At 72.0% G+C, this 20,370-nt stretch carries 20 protein-coding genes; 11 read left to right on the top strand and 9 right to left on the bottom strand.

Going from position 1 to position 20,370, the window contains the following annotated elements; all coding sequences use genetic code 11:
* Positions 1-42 precede the first annotated feature (42 nt).
* A complete protein-coding gene (locus ACYVF7_RS56910; RefSeq protein WP_460356667.1) occupies positions 43-534 on the top strand; it encodes a 2-thiouracil desulfurase family protein in 492 nt (163 codons plus the stop codon).
* 35 nt (positions 535-569) lie between these two features.
* On the opposite strand, the gene ACYVF7_RS56905 is transcribed toward ACYVF7_RS56910, so the two are convergent.
* Positions 570-1,310 carry a rhomboid family intramembrane serine protease gene (locus ACYVF7_RS56905; RefSeq protein WP_460356664.1) on the bottom strand — a complete coding sequence of 247 codons (741 nt, stop codon included), beginning with the start codon at positions 1,308-1,310 and terminating at the stop codon, positions 570-572.
* Positions 1,311-1,389: 79 nt separating this feature from the next.
* Here ACYVF7_RS56905 and ACYVF7_RS56900 point away from each other — a divergent pair, with 79 nt between their 5' ends.
* Together ACYVF7_RS56900 and ACYVF7_RS56895 are read left to right on the top strand one after the other, a co-directional pair.
* On the top strand, positions 1,390-2,031 hold the full coding sequence (locus ACYVF7_RS56900) for a TetR/AcrR family transcriptional regulator (protein ID WP_460356662.1): 642 nt from the start codon (positions 1,390-1,392) through the stop codon (positions 2,029-2,031).
* A gap of 156 nt (positions 2,032-2,187) precedes the next feature.
* Positions 2,188-3,855 carry an MFS transporter gene (locus tag ACYVF7_RS56895; protein WP_460356660.1) on the top strand — a complete coding sequence of 556 codons (1,668 nt, stop codon included), beginning with the start codon at positions 2,188-2,190 and terminating at the stop codon, positions 3,853-3,855.
* Between the two features lie 131 nt (positions 3,856-3,986).
* Here ACYVF7_RS56895 and ACYVF7_RS56890 read toward each other — a convergent pair whose 3' ends face one another.
* Positions 3,987-4,625 (bottom strand): DUF1707 SHOCT-like domain-containing protein, encoded by a 639-nt coding sequence (locus ACYVF7_RS56890; RefSeq protein WP_460356658.1) that lies wholly within the window; start codon positions 4,623-4,625, stop codon positions 3,987-3,989.
* Positions 4,626-4,695: 70 nt separating this feature from the next.
* Here ACYVF7_RS56890 and ACYVF7_RS56885 point away from each other — a divergent pair, with 70 nt between their 5' ends.
* Together ACYVF7_RS56885 and ACYVF7_RS56880 are read left to right on the top strand one after the other, a co-directional pair.
* Positions 4,696-5,412 (top strand): L,D-transpeptidase family protein, encoded by a 717-nt coding sequence (locus ACYVF7_RS56885; RefSeq protein WP_460356655.1) that lies wholly within the window; start codon positions 4,696-4,698, stop codon positions 5,410-5,412.
* A 58-nt stretch (positions 5,413-5,470) separates the two neighbouring features.
* Complete coding sequence (locus ACYVF7_RS56880; RefSeq protein WP_460356653.1) at positions 5,471-6,238, top strand: arylamine N-acetyltransferase family protein; 768 nt, start codon at positions 5,471-5,473, stop codon at positions 6,236-6,238.
* On the opposite strand, the gene ACYVF7_RS56875 is transcribed toward ACYVF7_RS56880, so the two are convergent.
* Positions 6,219-6,698, bottom strand: coding sequence for an SRPBCC family protein (locus ACYVF7_RS56875; RefSeq protein WP_460356651.1), 480 nt, complete (start codon positions 6,696-6,698; stop codon positions 6,219-6,221). The two genes, ACYVF7_RS56880 and ACYVF7_RS56875, sit on opposite strands and share 20 nt — an antisense overlap.
* A 150-nt stretch (positions 6,699-6,848) precedes the next feature.
* Between ACYVF7_RS56875 and ACYVF7_RS56870 the strand changes: the two genes are divergently transcribed.
* Positions 6,849-8,504 (top strand): carboxylesterase/lipase family protein, encoded by a 1,656-nt coding sequence (locus ACYVF7_RS56870; RefSeq protein WP_460356649.1) that lies wholly within the window; start codon positions 6,849-6,851, stop codon positions 8,502-8,504.
* A 57-nt stretch (positions 8,505-8,561) separates the two neighbouring features.
* Here the strand turns inward: ACYVF7_RS56870 and rodA are convergent, their stop codons facing one another.
* The 4 genes from rodA to ACYVF7_RS56850 all read right to left on the bottom strand — a co-directional run bounded on the left by rodA (position 8,562) and on the right by ACYVF7_RS56850 (position 12,011).
* Complete coding sequence (gene rodA / locus ACYVF7_RS56865) at positions 8,562-9,749, bottom strand: rod shape-determining protein RodA (RefSeq protein WP_460356647.1); 1,188 nt, start codon at positions 9,747-9,749, stop codon at positions 8,562-8,564.
* Between the two features lie 243 nt (positions 9,750-9,992).
* Complete coding sequence (locus ACYVF7_RS56860) at positions 9,993-10,577, bottom strand: carbonic anhydrase (protein ID WP_460356644.1); 585 nt, start codon at positions 10,575-10,577, stop codon at positions 9,993-9,995.
* A gap of 105 nt (positions 10,578-10,682) precedes the next feature.
* On the bottom strand, positions 10,683-11,075 hold the full coding sequence (locus ACYVF7_RS56855; RefSeq protein WP_460356641.1) for a hypothetical protein: 393 nt from the start codon (positions 11,073-11,075) through the stop codon (positions 10,683-10,685).
* Positions 11,076-11,303: 228 nt separating this feature from the next.
* Positions 11,304-12,011, bottom strand: a complete 708-nt coding sequence (locus tag ACYVF7_RS56850) for a hypothetical protein (protein WP_460356639.1) — start codon at positions 12,009-12,011, stop codon at positions 11,304-11,306.
* A gap of 200 nt (positions 12,012-12,211) precedes the next feature.
* Between ACYVF7_RS56850 and ACYVF7_RS56845 the strand changes: the two genes are divergently transcribed.
* Complete coding sequence (locus ACYVF7_RS56845; protein WP_460356637.1) at positions 12,212-12,901, top strand: phosphatase PAP2 family protein; 690 nt, start codon at positions 12,212-12,214, stop codon at positions 12,899-12,901.
* A gap of 204 nt (positions 12,902-13,105) precedes the next feature.
* Positions 13,106-13,888, top strand: coding sequence for a phosphatase PAP2 family protein (locus tag ACYVF7_RS56840; protein WP_460356635.1), 783 nt, complete (start codon positions 13,106-13,108; stop codon positions 13,886-13,888).
* Positions 13,889-13,953: 65 nt separating this feature from the next.
* Here ACYVF7_RS56840 and ACYVF7_RS56835 read toward each other — a convergent pair whose 3' ends face one another.
* A complete protein-coding gene (locus ACYVF7_RS56835; RefSeq protein ID WP_460358604.1) occupies positions 13,954-15,468 on the bottom strand; it encodes an alpha/beta hydrolase in 1,515 nt (504 codons plus the stop codon).
* Positions 15,469-15,863: 395 nt separating this feature from the next.
* On the opposite strand from ACYVF7_RS56835, the gene ACYVF7_RS56830 reads away from it, so the two are divergent.
* Both ACYVF7_RS56830 and ACYVF7_RS56825 read left to right on the top strand, forming a co-directional pair.
* A complete protein-coding gene (locus ACYVF7_RS56830; protein ID WP_460356633.1) occupies positions 15,864-16,724 on the top strand; it encodes an RCC1 domain-containing protein in 861 nt (286 codons plus the stop codon).
* Positions 16,725-17,022: 298 nt separating this feature from the next.
* Positions 17,023-18,045: an RCC1 domain-containing protein gene (locus ACYVF7_RS56825; RefSeq protein WP_460356631.1), complete on the top strand. Its 1,023-nt coding sequence runs from the start codon at positions 17,023-17,025 to the stop codon at positions 18,043-18,045.
* Here ACYVF7_RS56825 and ACYVF7_RS56820 read toward each other — a convergent pair.
* Positions 17,979-19,214 (bottom strand): MFS transporter, encoded by a 1,236-nt coding sequence (locus ACYVF7_RS56820; protein ID WP_460356628.1) that lies wholly within the window; start codon positions 19,212-19,214, stop codon positions 17,979-17,981. The genes ACYVF7_RS56825 and ACYVF7_RS56820 overlap by 67 nt on opposite strands.
* A gap of 70 nt (positions 19,215-19,284) precedes the next feature.
* Between ACYVF7_RS56820 and ACYVF7_RS56815 the strand changes: the two genes are divergently transcribed.
* Positions 19,285-20,256, top strand: a complete 972-nt coding sequence (locus ACYVF7_RS56815; protein WP_460356626.1) for an ArsR/SmtB family transcription factor — start codon at positions 19,285-19,287, stop codon at positions 20,254-20,256.
* Positions 20,257-20,370 lie beyond the last annotated feature (114 nt).

Genomic DNA, 20,370 nt, shown 5'->3' with positions numbered 1-20,370 from the left:
GGTCACATCCGTGTATTCCTGGGTCGACCTAGGATTGACGTGATGGAACGCATCCTCGTCAGCGCCTGCCTCCTGGGCCGGCCGGTGCGGTACGACGGCACCGGCAAGCGCAGTGACCACCGCCTGTTCGAGCGGTGGCGGGCTGAGGGGCGTCTCGTGCCGGTCTGCCCCGAGGTGCGCGGCGGGCTGCCCGTGCCGCGTCCGCCCGCCGAGATCCGCGGCGGCCTCGGCGGTGACGTCCTGGACGGGCGGGCCCGGGTGGTGACACCCGGCGGCGAGGACGTCACGACCTACTTCCTCGAGGGCGCGCGGCAGGCCCTCGAGGAGGCGCGCGTGAACGGCGTGCGCATGGCGATCCTCAAGGAGAGCAGCCCGTCCTGTGGCGTCGGACGGGTCTACGACGGCACCTTCAGCGGTGCCGCCGTTCCGGGGGAAGGCGTGACGACCGCCCTGCTCGAACGCCATGGGATCGCGGTGTTCGCCGAGGACGCCATCGACGAGGCCGCCGCGCACCTGACCGATCTCGAACGCTGAAGGTTCGTCTCCGGGTCGTACGACCGCCCCACTGGTCATCGTGCGGGGGCGACGCTCTGGGGCGTGCTTCGGTGGTAGGGGAGCCCGGTGACGAGCGCGAGCGCGAGGCCTAGGGTGAGCGCGCCGCCGTGGATGTTCTGGAAGACGTCGAGGACGATCGCGGCGACCAGCGTGGCGGCGGCGAGGACGCGGTGCACCGGGACGCCGTTCCGCATGCCGCGCTCCGCCAGGCTGCCGGCGACCGCGCCACCGATGACACCGGGGATGAGCAGTCCGGAGGAGATGGTGCCGATCAGGACGCCGCACCACATCATCTGAGCCTGGGAGGTGAAGGCGGGCAGTCGGGGGTCGCCACGCCACAGCGCGAACGCGACGGCGCCGGCGAGCCCGCACACGGCGATGGAGTTGCCGCCGCCGACCGGATCCCAGGCGTAGCCGATGAACTCGGCGGCGATGCCGACGCCGAAGTACTGCAGGAGCCAGCGGGGGCGGGAGAGCACCTGCTCGGCCACCGCCCCGATGACGGCCAGGAACGCGAGGTTGGAGGCGGTTCCGACGATGCCTCCGTCCTGCACGAAAAGTGAGGACAACGCCCGCCACCACTGTCCGTGCACCTCTGCCGGAGTCCGGTGGAGCTCGGTGAGCAGCCGGGGCACGGCGAGCTGGGCGAGGTTCACCACGGCGGTCACGGCGAAGATCACGGCGGTGAGGACGGGACGGCGGTGCAGCGACGCGAGGGCGGCGCTCCGGCGCTTCTGCGAGGAGAGCGTTGTCATGCGGATGACTGTAAAGGAGATTCTTGTACTGAGTCAAAACTTTTGGTCAGATTAATATTTGACTGGGTATAGTCGGGCCATGACCTCGACCCCAGGACTTCGCGAGCGGAAGAAGCTCCAGACGGCCCGTGTGCTCTGGTCGACCGCCATCGACCTGTTCGTCGAACGTGGATTCGACAACGTCACCGTCGCCCAGATCGCGGCCGCGGCGGATGTCTCCAAGATGACGGTCTTCAACTACTTCCCGACCAAGGAGGACCTCGTGCTGCGGCCGATGGAGGAGCACGTCGGCGAACCGGCGCGCGTGGTCCGCGACCGTGCTCCGGGGCAATCGGCAGTGGCGGCGCTGCGCGACGCCTTCCTGGCCGCGCTCGCCGAACGTGACGCCGCGACCGGCCTGAACGACTTCCCCGGGGTGCTCGGGGTGCAGCGTCTCCTCATCGACACCCCGTCCCTCGCTCAGCGTGCGCTGGCCCTCGGTCATCGCAGTCGGCAACTGCTCGGCGAGGAACTGGCGAGGTGCACGGGGTCGGCCGATGTTCTGGCGCACGTGGCGGCGGCCCAGTTCATCGGCGCGCGGGAGACCCTTGTCGCTCGGAACGTCCGCCGTCTGCTCGATGGTGAGAGCGCCGACGACGTCTATCCCGAGGCGGTGGCCGACGCCGAGAGCGCCTTCGACCTCCTCGAGACGGGTCTGCGCGACTACTGTGCCGGCCCGTGACGCGGCGCCGGCGCTCTCACGGGATTGCCGGGTGGTGCGCCCGGCGATCCTTCTCAGGCGGTCGATTCGAGTAAAACGCGATATGTCTTGATCGTTCCAAGGACGCGATATATCTTCTCTGAAAACGAGCAATAGCGTAGTCGATCGGAGAAGATGATGACCGCGACCGATGAGTCCCAGGTCGGGGCCGCCCTCCCGGCCGCGTACCGATGGCGCTGGGCAGCGCTCTTCGTCCTGCTGGCCGCCGAGGTCATGGACATGCTCGACGCCATGATCACGAGCATCGCCGCGCCGTCGATCCGGGCCGACATCGGAGGCGGCGTCAGCACGGTGCAGTGGCTGGGCGCCGCCTACACCCTCGCCATGGCGATCGGCCTGCTCACCGGCGGGCGGCTGGGCGACGTCGTCGGGCGCAAACGGATGTTCCTGATCGGCGCGCTCGGCTTCACGGCCGGTTCGCTGCTGTGCGCGCTGGCGCAGTCGCCGGAGACGCTGGTCGCCTTCCGCGGGCTGCAGGGGCTGTTCGGGGCGGTCATGCTCCCGCAGGGCCTCGGCATGATCAAGGAGATGTTCGCCGAGGAGGAGATGTCCAAGGCGTTCAGCATGTTCGGCCCGGTCATGGGCCTGTCATCGGTCGGCGGGCCGATCCTCGCCGGCTGGCTGATCGACGCCGACTTCTTCGGCACCGGCTGGCGGATGATCTTCCTCATCAACCTGCCGCTCGGGCTCCTGGCCTTCGTCGGCGGGCTGCGGTTCCTGCCCGAGTCCCGGTCGGCGCGACCGCCCAGGCTGGACCTCGTCGGCGTGGTGTTCGCCGGGGCGGCGTCCGTGCTCCTCGTCTATCCGCTGCTGCAGGGCCGCGAGCTCGACTGGCCGGCGTGGACGTTCCTCATGCTCGCGGGCGGGGTCGCCGCCTTCGGCCTCTTCGGGTGGTACGAAGGCCGCAGGCAGCGCGCGGGCGGCGATCCGCTCATCGTGCCGAGCCTGTTCCGAAAGCGAGGCTTCACGGGCGGGCTGATCGTCGGGGTCGTGTTCTTCTCCGGGATAGCCGGGTTCTCTCTGGTCTTCAGCCTCTTCCTGCAGATCGGTCTCGGCTACTCGCCGCTGCGGGCAGGCCTGGCCACGGTGCCGTGGTCGGTCGGCGTCGTCATCGGGTTCGGTGTCGTGCAGGCGGTGCAGCGGTTCGGCCGGCTGGTCATCCACGTCGGCGCGCTCGTGATGGCGCTCGGCGTCGTGGGCATCATCCTGACCCTGCGCCTGGCGGGCACCGATGTCAGCCCGTGGGAGCTCATCCCCGCCCTCATCGTGACCGGCACCGGCATGGGCCTGCTGATGGGGCCGTTCTTCGAGATCGTGCTCGCCGGCGTCGAGCAGCACGAGACCGGCTCGGCGTCCGGCGCGCTCACCTCGATCCAGCAGCTCGGCAGCTCGCTCGGCGTCGCCGTGCTCGGCACCATCTTCTTCGGCATCCTCGGCGGCCAGGTCGCCGCCGCGACCGACACGGTGGCGCCGAAGGCGTTCGCCGCGGCCGGGGTCTCCGGCCCGCAGCGGGACCAGCTCGTCGCCGCGCTGCGCGACTGCGGCCACGACCGGGCGGTGGCCAAGGACGCGGAGTCCGTCCCGGCGTCCTGCCTCCGCGCCGAGGGGCAGGTGCGCGCGGCCGGCGTACCGGCGCAGCGGGCCTCTGCCGAGGTCGGGCGGACGGCGCTGCGGAAGGGGTTCACCGGGGCGATGAAGCTGACGCTGTGGGTGGAGGCCGGCCTGCTCGGCCTGACCTTCCTCGCGGTGTTCCTGCTGCCGAGGCACGCGCGTCCGCAGGAGTGAGCCATCGGTGCTCGGTGAGGGCCGCCACGAAAGCGGGCCTTCACTGGGCATCGCGTACGGCACTTGCCGGGTGCGCGCCCGGCTCAGTCGGGCCGCCGGGGGCCGGCCGAACGGAGCCGGGCGCGCCGGGCTCAGTCCTCGATGGAACGCCGTTCGGCGTCGCCTTCCTCCAGCTTGCGGCGCCGCTCGGCGTCGCTCGCCTTGCGGGTCACGCCGACCCCACCCCAGAACGCGAACCCGGTGATGACGATCTTCGGTCCCCCCGGGGCGCCCACGCCGCTCGCGCGGTGGTCGAAGCCGCCCATGATGCCGATGCCGTTCACGTGGACCTCGGCGTCCTCCGGGACGATGATCTCCATGCCGCCCATCACGGCGAACGCCCGGATCGTCACCTGCCGGGACTCGAACCGCGCCTCGCGCAGGTCCAGTTGCCCGCCGCCCCAGAACGCCACGGCGGTGAGCTCTTCGGGAGCGACCCAGGCGCCCTTGCGCTGGAAGCCGCTCATGATCCCGAGGAACGTCCGCGATCCGGGCGTGCCTCCGAACCGGTCGCCCTGGGCGACGGCCGGCCGGGTTGTGGGTTCCGGCAGGTCACGGGTGATGGGCTCCAGCTCGCCGTACGTCTTGGCGGCGTAGACCGCCGTGAGGCGTTCGTCGAGCTCCTCGAAGTCCAGCCGACCCTCTCCCGCCGCCTCCCGCAGCACCGCGGCGACCTGATCGCGCTCTGCGTCGGAGATGCGCATTTCGCGCCGCTCCGGAAGATTCGTCATGGCCACACCCTAGATGGGCTGCTTGTCGATGCGTAGGCTGTCAGTCGCAAACACGCTGGGGGATTTCACCGTGAAAAAGCAACGAACCGCCGTTCTCGCATCGATCGCCCTCGCGGGCGGAGCCGCGCTCACCGCTCTCGCACCGGTCGCCGCGCAGGCAGCCACCTTCAACCCGTGCTCGGCCGCGAACCACGGCAGGCTGAAGTACTCCACAGGGTCCGCGAAGCACGTGGTGTTCGCGATCTCCTCGGCGTACTCCTCGAACCACGTCGTGGTCACCGAGTGCGTCAAGCAGGGGAAGTCCTGGAAGAAGGTCAGCGCCACCACGGGGCGCGCGGGGACGAAGGCCTTCGCCCGGCCGGGCGCCAAGCGGGAGGGCGACGGCAAGTCGCCGACCGGCTCCTTCACGCTCACCGAGGCGTTCGGCCTCGGCAACCCCGGAACCAAGCTGAAGTACCGCACCCTGCACAGCAGCGGCGACTGCTGGGGATCCACGCCGGGCAAGAGCCACTACAACGACTACTACGCGGCGGCGAAGTGCCGCTCCACGGACGAGGACCTGTCGGCCACCGCGCGCCGCGGGCCGTACCACCAGGCGGTCGTGATCAACTACAACCGGCCGCACGCCAAGGCGGGGTACGGCTCGGCGATCTTCTTCCACGTCGGCGGCGTCACCCCGACCGCGGGATGCATCTCGATCAAGGAGCCGCAGCTGCGCGCCGTCATGCGCACCCTCGTCCCCAACGACCGGATGATCATGGGCCCGAAGAGCGCGCTGTTCCGCTAATAGCCCTACGACCCACGGCCGATGGCGGGGCGCCGTCTCGGCGTGGATGAATGAGGGCATGGACGAAACCCGAGTGAAGGGCTACCTGGCCCGCATCGGCGCGGAGCGGCCCGCGCGGCCCGACGCCGCAGCACTGCGCGACCTGCATCTGCGCCACCTGCGCACCGTGCCGTTCGAGAACCTCGCCATCCACCTGGGTGAGGACATCGTCCTCGACGAGGAGGCCCTGGTCGCCAAGGTCGTCGACCGGAACCGGGGCGGGTTCTGCTACGAACTGAACGGGGCGTTCGGGGCGCTGCTGTCGGGGCTCGGCTACGACGTCACCCTGCTGGCCGCGCGGGTGTTCGGCGATGACGGCCTCGGCATCCCGTACGACCACATGGCGTTGCGGGTCGGGCCCTGGCTGGCCGACGTCGGGTTCGGCAGCCATTCCCACCATCCCCTGCGGATCGACGAGCGCGGCGACCAGGCGGACCCGGCGGGCGTCTTCCGGATCGTCGAGACCCCCGACGGCGACCTCGACGTACTGCAGGACGGCAGGCCGGTGTACCGCCTGGAGACGCGCCCGCGCACGCTCCGGGACTTCGCCGCGGGCTGCTGGTGGCACCGTACGTCGCCGGAGTCGCACTTCACGCGGTCCCTCGTGTGCTCGATGCTCACCGGGACGGGCCGGATCACGCTCAGCGGCCGTACCCTCACCCGTACGGTCGGCGAGGAGCGCACGAAACAGGAACTCGGCGACGACGCCGAGGTGCTCGCCGCCTACCGCACCCACTTCGGCGTCGAGCTCGACCGTGTGCCCGAGGTCAGGAGCCCGGTGTCCTGAGGGCGTCCTGGCGTTCGGCCGCCCGTACGAGGCGGCGGGTGAGAGAGCGGACGATCGCCAGCACCACCCGCTCGGCCAGCGGGCCGGTGCCGGGGATCAGCTCGGCGAACGTCCCCTCCCAGACGACGTCCGTGCCGCCGCCGTCGCGGGGCTCGAACCGCACCTCCGCCCGGTAGTCGCGGACCGGGACGGGCGTGCGCATCGCGTAGCCGTGCAGCCGGTCCTGCTCGTAGGCGACCGTCTCCTCGCGCACCACGACCGGCCAGAGGCCGAGGCGCCGGACCGCGCCGATCCCGCCGGGCGGCGGATCGCCCTGCCGCTCCCACCACGACCGGGGCGCGAACAGACCGGCCCACTCGGACCAGCGGGCGCCGTCCGCCGCCAGCCGGAAGAGTGTCGCGGCATCCGCCCGGCTGTGCGCCGTCGCCCTGACCGAGAACCTTCGCCCGTCGCGCGCCATACCGACCTCCAGGGGTGTCGCCCCCACGATCTCGCGACACGCCGTCGCACACCAGGGCGTGTCCATTGGGTGGGCTCGCTGACAGGGCGGTGCGTCGACTGTCAGCGGACGGTCCATGGTCGGTCAGCGCCGTCGCCCAGGCTTCCGGTCATGACGACGAACGAGAACATGCGGAACGCGGCCAGGATCGGGATCGCGGCATCGGCAGGCGTGCTGGCGGCGGCGCTCACGGCGGCCCCGGCCCTCGGGAGCCCGCGGACGGTGGAGGACGGACGGCTCGTGACCACGACGTCCGGTCCGGTGCTGGGCACGGCCGGATCGGACGTGCGGGAGTTCTCCGGCATCCCCTACGCGGCGCCCCCGGTCGGCGCGCTGCGGTGGACGCCGCCCCGGCCGGCGACCCCCTGGTCCCAGCCTCGGGACGCGACGAAGCCCGGCCCGGTGTGCGCCCAGGGCCCGTACAACAAGCCGGTGGGCAGCACGGTCAGCGAGGACTGCCTGACCCTCAACGTCACCACGCCCCGTGACGCCTCGGCGGCGCGCAGGAAGCCGGTGATGGTGTTCCTGCACGGCGGCGACCTGACGACCGGGTCCGGCAGCCAGTTCGAGCCGCGCCGGATGGCGGCGCAGGGCGACGCCGTGGTGGTCACGGTCAACTACCGGCTCGGGATCTTCGGGTTCTTCGGTCACGCGGGGCTGCCGGGGTCGGGCACGTTCGGGCTGCAGGACCAGCAGGCGGCGCTGCGCTGGATCCGGCGGAACGCCGCCGCCTTCGGCGGAGACGCCCGCAACGTCACGCTCTTCGGCCAGTCCGCCGGAGCGAAGAGCACGTGCGCGCAACTGACCTCCCCGGCCGCGAAAGGCCTGTTCGACAAGGTCGTCATCCAGAGCGCGAGCTGCGGCAGCTTCACCCCCACCCTCTATCCGGGACAGTCGGCCCCGGCGGCGACGGATTCGACCAAGTGGCTGCCGCTGGCGGAGGTCGACGCGCAGGGCGGGGCACTGTCCAAGACCCTTGGCTGCGAGGACCAGGCGGACGCGATCGCCTGCCTGCGCGGACTCGGCACGGACCGGCTCCTGGCGCACACCGAGGAGTTCGGCAGCGCGGCGTACGGCACGCCGACCCTGCCCCGGGATCCGGAGGCGGCCATCCGCGCCGGGAGGTTCACCAAGGTGCCGGTCGTCATCGGCCACACCCGCGACGAGGGGCGCATGGTCACCGCCGCCCTGGTCAACCCGGCGATCGGCGGAACGCCGATGACCGAGCAACGGTACGTCGAGCTCACCGACCAGGCGTACGGGGCGCGGGCGGCCGAGGTGCGCCGCCACTACCCGCCGTCCGCCTACGCGGCCGCGGGCGCCCAGTGGGCACCGGCGCTGGCCTGGGCGGCGATCGAGACCGACCGGACCACCGTCTGCCCGGTCCTGCGCGACGCGGACGCCATCGCGCGCCGTACGCCGGTGCACGCGTACGAGTTCGCCGACCCGGACGCGCCGACCTGGACGGCCTTCCCCGCCGGGTTCCCGGCCGGCGCCTCGCACATCTCCGACCTGACCTTCCTGTTCGACGTGAACCGGCCGGACGGCACCCCGGTCACCCTGTCCGCCGCCCAGCGGAGGCTCGCGGCGACGATGATCGGCTACTGGACGGCGTTCGCCCACGGCGGTACGCCGCTCGCCGACGGCGCCCCCGGCTGGCCGGCGTACGCGCCCGGCGCGCGTCACGTCCAGACGCTGGCACCGGCCCGGATCGGCGCGGTCGACGACGCCACCGAGCACCAGTGCGCCTTCTGGAAGACCGCCTGATCGGACACCTTCGTACGGCCCCGGCACCGCGACGGTGCCGGGGCCGTACGGCGTGGGTCAGCGGAACCGCCGCTGTCGCAGGTGCACGGCCTCGAGCAGGCCGAAGGCGATCATGTTGGCGAGCGTCGCCGACCCGCCGTAGGAGATGTACGGGAGAGGCACCCCGGTGATCGGCATGATGCCGATCGTCATCCCGATGTTCTCGAACGTCTGGAACGCCAGCCAGGACACGACGCCGGTCGCGACGAGCATCCCGAAGCCGTTCGCGCACAGGGCGGCGATGCGCAGGCCGCGCCAGAGCACGACGCCGACGAGCACGACGATCAGCGTCGAGCCCAGGAAACCGAGTTCTTCGCCGGCGACCGTGAAGATGAAGTCCGTGTGCTGCTCGGGAACGAAGTGGCCGCCGGTCTGCTGCCCCCGGAACAACCCCTGCCCGGTCAGGCCACCCGAACCGACGGCGATCCGGGCCTGCGCGGCGTTGTAACCGGCGCCCTTGGGGTCGGCCGCCGGGTCGGCGAAGGCGATGAACCGGTTGATCTGGTACGGCTTGAGCAGGTGGAACCGCCATGCGGCGACCCCGCCGCCCACGGCTCCGCCCACCATGGCCAGCAGCCAGCGCTTGGGAGCCCCCGAGATCGCCACCATCGCCAGGACGACGACGGCGAGGATCATCGTCGTCCCGAGGTCCGGCTGCATCATGATCAACGCGGCGAGCAGTCCGGCGAGGGCGAGGGCCGCCACGATGTCGCGCGTGTCGGGCGCGGTCTGGGCGTCGCGCGGCTCCCCGAGCAGTACGGCGAGCACCACCACGAGCCCGACCTTGGCGAACTCCGACGGCTGGAGCTGGAAACCACCGCCCAGTTCGATCCAGGAGTGATGCCCCTTGATCGTCGAGCCGAGCGGGGTCAGGACGAGGATCAGCCCGACGCAGGACAGGCCGTAGAGGACCGGGGCGTACGCGCGGACGAGCCGGTAGTCCAGCGCCGCGACCACCGCGGCGAGCCCCAGTCCGATCGCCACCGTCAGCAGGTGCTTCTTGAGGAAGCTCTGCGGGTCGCGGCCGGCGCTCAGCAGGGCCGGGCGGGTCGCCGACCACACCAGGAGCGTGCCGATCAGCGTCAGCATGACCACGGCGCTGACCAGCACCCAGTCGATCCGGCGCAGCGGCGACTCGTGCGCGGCCAGCCGGCGCAGCAGCGGACGCCGCGACGCCGTCGTCACCGAGTTGTGGATCCCGAACATGGCACCCCCCGCCCGCCCCCCGACGGGCCCCGGCCGTCGGCCGCCGGGGCCCACCGGCGTCGGACGACGCGGTGGGCCCCGGGCCGCCCGGCCCTTCCTGGCCGTCCCCGGCGAGCCGGACGGCCGGGCGGGAGCCGAGCCCGCCGATGGCGTCTCTCTGTAACTGATCCGTTACGTTGTGAGCATACTCTCGGGTGGTGCGAACGCCGCTGAGGCGGAAGGGCGCGGGCCGCCGGCCGGGGGTCACAGGGGCACGAAGGCATCCGTGTCCGGGTTGTGCCGCCACACCGCGCCGGTCTCGACGTCGAAGAACCAGCCGTGCAGCCGCAGGGTGCCGTTGGCGAGGCGCCGCGCCACCCACGGATAGCGCCGGAGCTTGTCCAGCTGGGCGACGAGGTGGGAACGCCCCGGATCCTCCTTGGCCTGTTCGGGGATCCCGCGCCACCGGTGCGTGTGCAACAGCCAGAATCGCGTGGTCGGGGCCTGACGGAGGATTCGACCGCTGGTACGGCCGCGCACCGCGCCGCACCGGGTGTGACCGCACACGATGAGGTCCGGGACGCCGAGGACCACCACGGCGTACTCGAGGGTGGCCGCCTCCGCGGTCAGCCGTCCCATCCGGTGGGGCGGGATGACGTTCCCCGCCGTCCGGAGCTCGAACAGGTCCCCCGGAGTGGAGCCGGTGAGAAGCGCCGGGACGACGCGGGCGTCGGAGCAGGAGACGAAGATCGCCTGCGGCCTGCTGCCGTGCTGAGGTGGGGGGAACTGCCCCCGCCGCGTGGCGACCTGCTGATGGAAACTGCGGGCATGGTCGATCAGTGACTGCATGGTGTTGTCCTTCGCGCTGCTGACGGGTGAAGTGACCGGAGCTCCCGTCACGCGTGCGTGCACGGTCGCGCATGCACGGTCGCGCGTGTACGGGAGGACCGCCGATCAGCAGCGGAAGACCTGCAGCCGGGCCGGTGCGGCGTCGGCGACGAGCCGGGTCGACCGCGCGATCCGGTGGGGCGCGGCCGAACGCGTGGCCGGGTTCGCCTCGGTGAACGGCCCGGAGCAGCCCCGAAGCGGCTGGCCGCCATGGTCGGAGGGCGGCGCGGGCAGACGGTGCAGGGTGGCGTCGCAGTGGCCCCACGGAACGGGCCGGCCTCCGCCGCCGGGGTCGGAGCGCAGGTGATGCGCCGACCGGGCGACCTGGCAGAGGTCGAGGGCCGGCCGATCGGCCCGGAGGGACACGAGCGCGCCCCCCGAGTGGGTGCCGTGTGGAGACGTGCCGTGCAGGAGGAGGACGACGGTCACGGTCAGCGCCCACAGGATGACGGCCGCCACGCGTGCCGTCCGGAGCGCACCGCCCCCCGTTCGCCGCCTCCGGGCCAACCCGCCTCCAATCAATTACCAAGAGTGTTCAATCGACGACTCTATGTTGCCACCGTCGTCACGGGTCTACACGCGTGGCGACGCAGAGGTGTCGGTGCGGCTAGTGCGTGTCCGGTGGCTGACATGCCGAGGACCGGGCCGGTCGGTCCGGCCCGGTCCTCGGCGTTCGATCTCCGGAGGTCACGATCCCGGACGGGGCGCTCCTCCCGTGGGCCGCGCGTCACCGCTGTGCCAGGTCATCTCCGCGCCGAGGTGGCCGGCGCGCACCACCCAGATCGCGGACACGATCGCCACCACGACGGCGACGGCCGCCACTGCGGTGCCGATCACGGGGCGGGCCAGGAGGCCCTCCGACGTGGCCGCGCGATACCTCGCGAGGATCACCAGGACGACCAGCAAGAGGGTGAGCAGGGGCACGAGCATGCGCAGTTCCCCGCCGAGGTCCGCGTGCCGCTCCAGCAGCGAGGCCTCGCCGCCACCGCCTCGGGGCGCGCCGCCCTGGGGCGCGCGGGCGGCGCCGCCGCCGAACTGCTTCATCCGCGCCATCCGCTCGTCGCGCAGCTTCTCGCCAGCGCCGGCGGTGAGGATGGTCGCCGCCATCGTCACGATGGCGAAGACCCCCGCCGCGAGCCCGTACCGCACCCGCCAGACCGGGCGGACCGCGAGGGCGATCACGACGCCCGCCAGGATGGGGATGAGCACCACGGGGACGTGCAGGAACAGCGCGTGGGCGGGCAGCCCGAAGGCGGTCGACAGTTCGATCGGGGCGACGGCGACGGCCACCACGACGGTCGCCACCAGCAGGAGGACAGAGGGGTCCGAGCGGAAGAACGGCCGCGCGGGTGGTCCCGCGGGGGCGTCGGACCCGGACAGGGCCGTTTCGGTCATGGCCGGTGACCGTATTAGCGACGCCGCTACGTTCGCTGAGAGGAATCTATGAATCCCTTCTGAACCCCGAGCCGGCCGCGCATGTCGTCGATCGCTCACCCCGCGTGCCGCGTCTGCCGCGCACCACGCCGACTGCGGCGATAACGTGTCCTGATCATGAAGGCGCGATGAACGTCTTGGAACGAGCGGAAGGACGGAACGTGTCGAGCCGGGGGAAGATCACGGGTGGCGTCCTGCTCCTGGTGGCCGTGGCCGCCTTGGGCCTGATCGCGAAGACGTCGACCTTGACCCGAGCCGACATCCGGCTCGACGAGCGTCTCGCCACGCTGCGGGCGCCGGTCTTCACCTTGGTCGCCAAAGCGGCCACGCTCGCCGCTCAGGCGGAGGTGGGTCTCGTCGCCGCGGTCGTCGTGCCCGCGGTGCTGTGGCTGCTGCGGCGCCGCCGCGACGCGCTACTGACCGCCTGCGTGATGGTCGGCGCGTTGGCGATCGCCTTCGCGGTGAAGACCCTGGTCGCCGAGCACCGGCCGCCGAGGCGGTTGTGGCTCATCCTGCCGGACAACGCGATGAGCTTCCCGAGCGGGCACGCCACCGTCGCCGCCGCCGCGGCGCTGCTGCTGGGCATGCTCGTACGCGGGGCACTGCGGCCCGTGGCGATGGCGGCCGGAGTCATCTTCGCCGGCGTCGTGGCGGTCGCCCGCATGTACCTCGGCGTTCACTACCTGCTCGACGTCGTCGGCGGGTGCCTGACGGCGGTGACCGCCGCACTGCTGGTCTCCGGCTTCCTCGACCTGCCCCGCATCCGGCGCGGCCTGGAGGACGTCGGGACCCCCGCCGCCGGACGGCACCACGCCGGCCGTACGTCTCGGGTCCCCACCGAGCGACACTGACCCGTCCGCCGGGCGGTGCCGACGGCGTGCCGTACGTTTCGGGTCCTCTGATGGGGGACGCCGGTGCCGCGCGTACGCCTGCCGCCGGGCGGTGCCGATCGCCGCGAGTCCTCGCCGGCGACGCCGGTGCCACGTCGTACGTTCCTCTTCAGGAGGGACAGTGCGATGCGGTACGGCGGGAGAGCGGAGGGTAGGGGCTCGGACATGTGGCCGAAAAGCGTGCGCCGGTGGACGCGCCGGCGGTTCAGCCCCGACGGGCGGCTCGGCCTGCGGCTGACGCTGGCCTGCGCCGCCGTGTTCCTCGTCGCGGTGCCCTTCGTCGTCCTGCTGGCCCTGGTGAACGCCCGGTGGGCGCCGCTGCGGCATCTCGACGACGTCGCCACCGTCGACACGAACACCTTCGTCCTGCGGCACCGGGCGCTGGCCGGGCCGTTGCGGGCCACCGCGTACGTCTTCCACCCCTGGGTCTTCCGCGTGATCGTCCTGGCGCTGGCGGTGTGGCTGCTCGTCCGGGGCGCGCGGCGTCTCGCCGCGTGGGCCGCCGTGAACGTGCTGGTGGCGGGTGTTGTGTCCGCGGGACTCAAGACGGCTGTCGGACGGCCGCGCCCCACGCTGCTCAGCCCGATCGCGCACTCCGGCGGGGCGTCCTTCCCGTCGGGGCACGCGCTGATGACGGTGGTGGGCACCGCGACGATCGTGCTCATCGTGCTGCCGGTCCTGCGCGGCGCCTGGCGTGCGGTCGCCTGGACGGCCGCGGCGGTGCTCAGCGTGGTGTCCGGGATGTGCCGCGTGCTGCTCGGCGTGCACTACGTCAGCGACGTCGTCGCCGGCTGGATCCTCGGCGTCGCGATCGTGCTGGCCACCACGGCGGCGTTCGAGGCGTGGCGGCGAGGCGAGGGCCGGCGCCCGGCCGATCCGCTCCGCGAGGGTGCCGACCCCGAGGCGGGAGCCTCGATCGCCGGAGACGACCACGCCCGATCCGCCTGACGTCCGCGCCCGGACGAGGAGAGACCCCGGGCGGCGTCCGCCCGGGGTCTCCTCGGTGCCGTGTGTTACGAGTGGACCGGCCGCGAGGGCTCCTCGGCGGCCTTCACGGTCGGAGCGGTGCCGGTGGGCCAGACGGCCGCGCAGTGCGTGCCCGCGGCGGGGAGCTTCAGCGAGGTCAGGTAGGTCTCGATGTAGCCCTTCGCGCAGGGGCTGTTGCGGTAGTCGCCGTGACCGACCCCGTCGTACTGCAGGAGCCTGGCGCTGGGGATCTGCTTGGCCACCGCCGTGCTCCACACGTGCGGCGTGGCGACGTCGTACCTGCTCGCCGTGACCAGGATGGACGTCCCGGCCTTGACCGACAGGCGGTGCTGCGGGTTCGTCACCTTCGACGGCCAGCCGAGGCAGCTCGTGATGTCGCTCCAGAACTGCGACATGCGCGTGTGCGGTGCGATCTTCGCCAGGTTCTTCCGGTAGCGCTGCAGCTCGGCGAAGCCGCTCACCTGCCACTTCCAGTCCTGGCACCAGATGGCCTGGTAGGAGTTCTCACCCAGGTCCGCGTGGGCGGGCCGGGCGGGCGAGGAGAGCGCACTGGCGGTGGACTTCCCGTCCGCGAGGGCCGCGAGGTGGTTGGCCAGCATCGCCCAGCGCTCGCCCGGCCGGTACATCGGGCTGAACGCGATCTCACGCAGCCCGTTGGGGGTGATCTTCTGGCCGTCCGACGGCTCGGTCAGCGTGCCCTTCTCGGCCTTGGCGTACAGGCCGTCCCACACGGCCCGGACGTTCTGGCCGTGCAGCGCGCAGCCGCTCGTACGGGCGCACCAGTCGGCGAAGGCGTTGAACGACGACTCGAAGTCACGTGTCGCGGTCTCCAGGTACCGGTACGCCGACGTGATGCTGTGGTCCATGTTGGAGTCGATCGTCATCGCGCGGATGCGGCTGGGGAACAGCTCGGCGTACTGCTGGCCGATCTGCGTCCCGTACGACCCTCCGTAGTAACTGATCTTCTTCTCGCCGAGCGCCGCGCGGATGGAGTCCATGTCCCGGATGGTGCTGACCGTGTCGACGTGGTCGAACAGCGGCCCGGTGTCGGCGCGGCAGTCGGCGCCGAGTTTCGCGTTGTAGGCCAGCAGGCTCTTGTACTCGGCCTGCGTGCTCGGGAAGTCGGTCGGCGCCTTGTCGAGCAGGTCCTTGCTGCACTGGACCGGGTGGCTGCGCGAGACGCCGCGCGGGTCCCAGCTGACGATGTCGAACCGCTGCCGCAGGACGCTGTCGTCCGCGATGTTCCGGCCGATGATGTACGAGTCGATGCCGGAGACGCCCGGCCCGCCTGGGTTGACGAGCAGGATGCCGATCCGGTGCTTCGGGTCGAGGGCGGGCAGCCGGCCGACCGCGAGGTCGAACGTCGCGCCCTTCGGCTTCGCCCAGTCGACGGGCACCTTGATCGTCGTGCAGTCGGACTTCTGTGTGCCGCCGCAGTCGTGCCACGAGAGGGCCGCCGGCTTCGACGCCGCGCCGGCGGTCGCGGGGGCGGCGACCATGGCCGTGGCACCGGCGATCAGGGCGGCCATCGCCGCCGTCATTCTTCGCACCCGTACGTCTCCTGAAAGTGGGGGGTAACGGCGCCGTCGGACGAGACGGCGTGATCTCGAGCGAAGATGATCTTAGTGAGATCGCCGACAAACGGGGATGAGACGGATCTTTCGTCGGTGGATCGCGGGGCTCACGACGTTCCCTTTCCGGCTGCTGACGTTGTCGTGACCGGAATCGATCGTGTCTCTCGGTGATCGCGCGAGAGCATGGGGTGCGGATCTGTCATCCGTCGCATCCACCGTGCGGCCGATCTCGTAGGAGCCTGATCGTCATGTGGCCGAGAACGCGGACACCAGGGCGGTGCGCGGTGGCCGTCGCCGTGACCCTGCTGACGTGTGCCGCCCCCGGCTCGGCGTTGGCCGGGCCGTCACTCCTGGATCGGCCGATGCCGATCCCACCCGTCCGGGTCCACGGGATCACCGCGATCTCCGCGGGAGTCGACTTCGCGCTGGCACTGCGCACCGACGGCACGCTCGCCAGCTGGGGCAGGGACAACTTCGGCCAGGTCAGCTTCGCGCGCCGGCTGCGCGGCATCACGGCCATCTCCGCCGGGAACGACTTCGCGCTGGCACTGCGTACGGACGGCACGGTCGTCGGTTGGGGGCGCGATGAGTTCGGTCAGGCCAGCCCGCCGCGCTGGCTGCGCGGCGTCCGGGGCATCTCGGCCGGCGGCGACTGGTCCATGGCGGTCAAGTGGGACGGCACCGTGGTGGCGTGGGGGAGCGACACCTTCCGGAAGGTGAGCTCGGCGAACCGTCTCTCCGGGATCACCTCCGTGACCGCCGGCGGAGACTTCGGCCTCGCGCTGCGCACCGACGGCACCATTGTCGGCGTCGGCAGCGACGCGTTCGGCAAATCCAGCCTGGCGCGTTTCGTGCGCGGCGCCATCTCCATCACCAAGGGCACCAACTTCGGCCTCGCCCTCCTGACGGACGGCACTCTCGTGGGCTGGGGCGCCGACGATTTCCGCCAGGTCACCCTGGCCCGGCGGGTCTTCGGGATCCGGGGGGTCTCCGCCAGCGCCGCGTTCGTCGACGCGGTGCGCTGGGACGGCACCGTGGTCGGCTGGGGCAACGACGAGTTCGGTGAGGCGAGTCCGCCGCGGTGGCTGCGGGGTGTCGTCGCGATCTCCACCGGCAACGACTTCGCGCTCGCCCTGCGGGCCGACGGCACCGTCGTCGAGTTCGGCCACGTCGTGCTGCCTCAGCGTGCGGGGGACGGCTCGGTCGTGATCTCGGGCACGTGAGGCGCGGCCGGTGCCGCAGGGGCCTGACGACGGGTGATCCGAGGATCGACCAACCCGGTCGAAGGTCGATTGACACGGTATGAGAAGGGCGAGCTGCCCCTAAGCGAGATCGCGGACAAGCGGGACGGGAGCGGATCTTTCGCCGGTGGATCGCGGGACTCACGACGTTCCCTTTCCGGCTGCTGACGTTGTCGTGACCGGAATCGATCGTGTCTCTCGGTGATCGCGCGAGAGCATGGAGTGTCGATCCGTCATTCGTCGCATCCATGCGGCCGGTCTCGTAGGGAGCCTGATCGTCATGTGGCAGAGAACGCGAACGCCACGGCGGCGTGCGGTGCTGCGCGCGGCGGCCGCGGCCATAACCCTGCTGACGTGTGCCGCCCCCGGTCCCGCGTCGGCCAGGCCGTCGCTTCCGGGCCGGCCGATGCCGATCCCGCCCATCCGGCTCCACGGCATCACCGCCGTCTCCTCGGGCGTCGACTTCGCGCTGGCGCTGCGCACCGATGGCACGGTCGCCAGCTGGGGCAGGGACAACTTCGGGCAGGTCAGCTTCGCGCGCCGGCTGCGCGGCATCATGGCCATCTCCGCCGGGAACGACTTCGCCATCGCGCTGCGTACGGACGGCACGGTCGTCGGCTGGGGGCGCGATGAGTTCGGTCAGGCGAGTCCGCCGCGCTGGCTGCGCGGCGTCCGGGGGATCTCGGCGGGCGGCGACTTCGCCCTGGCGGTGAAGTGGGACGGCACCGTCGTGGGCTGGGGTGGCGATGAGTTCCGGCAGGTCAGCTCGGCCAACCGCCTCAATCATGGATTCATCGCCGTCTCCGCCGGTGGCGACTTCGGTCTCGCGCTGCGCAGCGACGGCACCGTGGTCGGGTTCGGCAACGACGAGTTCGGCAAGTCCAGTCTGACGCGCTTCCTGCGCGGCATCACCGCCATCAGCACCGGCAGCGACTTCGCCGTCGCCCTCCGGACGGACGGCACCGTCGCGGCGTGGGGAGGCGACGAGTTCCGCCAGGTCACCTCCGCCCGCCGGGTCTTCGGGATCCGGGACGTCTCCGCCAGCGCCGGGTTCGTCAACGCGGTGCGGTGGGACGGCACCGTCGTCGGCTGGGGCCGGGACGAGTTCGGCCAGGCGAGCCCGCCGCGGCTGCGGGGCATCACCGCCCTCTCCAGCGGCAACGACTTCGTGCTCGCCCTGCGGTCCGACGGCACCGTCGTCGAGTACGGGCACGTCATTCTGACCAGACGTGGGGATCAGGCCGACGCGGGCACGGGGCTGAGTGTCTCCGACGGCGGCTCCGCCGGCAGCGGCAGGGCCTGACGGCGGGCGATCGTCGGAGCCAGAGCGCCGACCCCCAGGGCCGCCGCGGTGCCGGCGAGCGCGCTGAACCACCACACCGTGGCCGGCCCGACCGACGCGTAGACGCCCGCCCCCACGGAGAGGGCGATGAAACGGGCGATGCCCCAGGCCCACTGGAAGGCGCCCTGGTAGCGGCCGCGGGCGTCCTCCGGCGCGATGCCCGCCACGATCGCGCCCGCGACGCCGCCGACCGCCGCCTCGCCGGCCGACCACAGCACGACCGTACCCGCGTACGCCCAGAGGCTGTGGGCGACCCCCGTCAGGGCGATGCCCACCGCCACCAGCACGCTGCCGGCCACGAACACGGGCACCTGCGGGAACCGCGACAGCACATGCAGCGCCACCGGCTGCAGGACCACCACCAGGACGGCGTTGAGCGTCGCCATCACGCCCAGCGTGGCGGCCGACAGCCCGTCGTCGCGGATCGCCAGCGGCAGGGCCACCTCGGTGAGCGAGTAGATCATCAGCCCGATCCCGAACAGCGGGAGCAGCGCCCGCATCAGCGGATCCCGCAACACCACGCCGTACCCCGCTCCGCTCGTGGAGGTGCCGGTGCGGGCCGTCCTGCCGCGCCCTCCGGGCAGCAGCGTCACCGCGATGACGGCGAACGCCAGCGAGCTCACCGCGTCGACGAGGAACAACAGCCAATAGCCGTGCGCGGCGAGGAACCCGCCGAGGACGCCGGCCACCGCCGTGCCGATGTTGACGCCCCAGTGGAACAGCGAGAACGCCCTGCGGCGTCCCTCGACCGGCACCACGTCGGTCATCAGGGCACCGGTGGCCGGGCTGACCATGCTGCCCGCCCCGCTGAGGAGCACGGCCGCGAAGGCCAGGATGAGGACGTTCGGGGCGGCGTACAGCAGGCCCTGGGCGGCGGCGGTACCGAGCAGCCCGGCCAGGATCGTGGGCCGCCGCCCGACGCGGTCGGCGAGCAGCCCGCCGAGCGCCGGCCCGATCAGGTTGCCCGCCCCCAGCGCGCCGAGCACGTACGGCACCTGCCGGGTGGAGACGCCGCGCGACGCCAGATAGAAAACGAGGAACGGCGTCACGACGTAGCCGATCCGGTTCACGATGGTCCCGGCGAAGATGATCCAGACAGTACGGGGCAGCCCGCTGAAGGTGGAGAGCATGACCGAAATAGTGCGGCTGCCGTAGACTCACGGCCATTGATTAAGCCATGGCCGAATGCGAGGAGCGCCCATGCAGTCCGAACTGGCCTTCTCCGCGGACGACCTGGCGCTCACCCGGCTCGCCATCTCCCCGATCTGGGAGGTCGTCGCCAGCTTCCGGCTCCTGATCGCCGGCTCCCCGCATCCGGTGCATCGCGTCTGGCTGGAGCAGGTACGACCGCGGGTGGCCGCCGCCGGGCTCGACGACGGCTGGCTCGCCCGGTTGATCCCGCCCCAGGGGTACCTCGCCGACTTCCTCACCCCGCCGCCCGTCGAGCCGACGCCCGAACTCCAAACCGAGCTGGCCGTCATCCGCGCCACTCCGGCCGAGTACATCCGGAGCGACCTCGACCACTTCACGGCCGGCGATTCGCGCCTCGCGGCGCTGCGCGCGGATCCGCAGGACCGCCTCGCCCAGGTCTGCGCGGAGATCGAGACGTACTGGGAGCTCGCCCTGGCCCCGTACTGGGCGAGGATCCGGGCCGTGCTGGACGCCGACGTGTTCCACCGCGCCAGGCAGGTCGCCGAGCGCGGCACCGGTCACCTGTTCAACGACCTGCACGCGACGCTGCGGTGGGACGACAACACCCTGCGGATGGTCCGCCGGTGCTGTTCCCTCTCACGGGAGACCGCGGGGCCGGGGCTGGTGCTGATCCCGTCCGCCTTCGCGGAGCACGTGTTCAGCTGGTCGCGTCCGCCGGAGCCGCCGCAGCTCGCCTACCCCGCCCGGGCGGTCGGCACGCTGTGGGAGCACCGCCCGGTGCGCCGCGCCGACGCGATCGCCGCCGTCCTCGGCCGCTCCCGTACGCTCCTGCTGATCGAGCTGGCGGCGCCGGCCTCCACGACCGAGCTGGCCCACCGCACCGGCATGTCCGCTGCCGGGGTGTCCCAGCACCTGACCGCGCTGCGTGACGCGGGCATGGTCAGCGCCCACCGCGCCGGCCGCTCGGTCCTCTACGCCCGTACGGCGATCGCCGACTCCCTCCTGGACACCGCCGCCTGACGCTCGCCGCCGGTGCCGGCCGGTCGTACGCCTGACGCTCGCCGCCGGTGCCCGTCGGTCCTGCCGTCGGCCGAGGCCCGTGCCGCTCCCCGGGCGAGGGAACGACACGGGCCG

The sequence above is a fragment of the Actinoallomurus acanthiterrae genome (genome assembly GCF_054775715.1).
The sequence above is the reverse complement of the archived record's forward strand: the minus strand, read 5'-3'. Positions and strand labels throughout refer to the sequence as shown.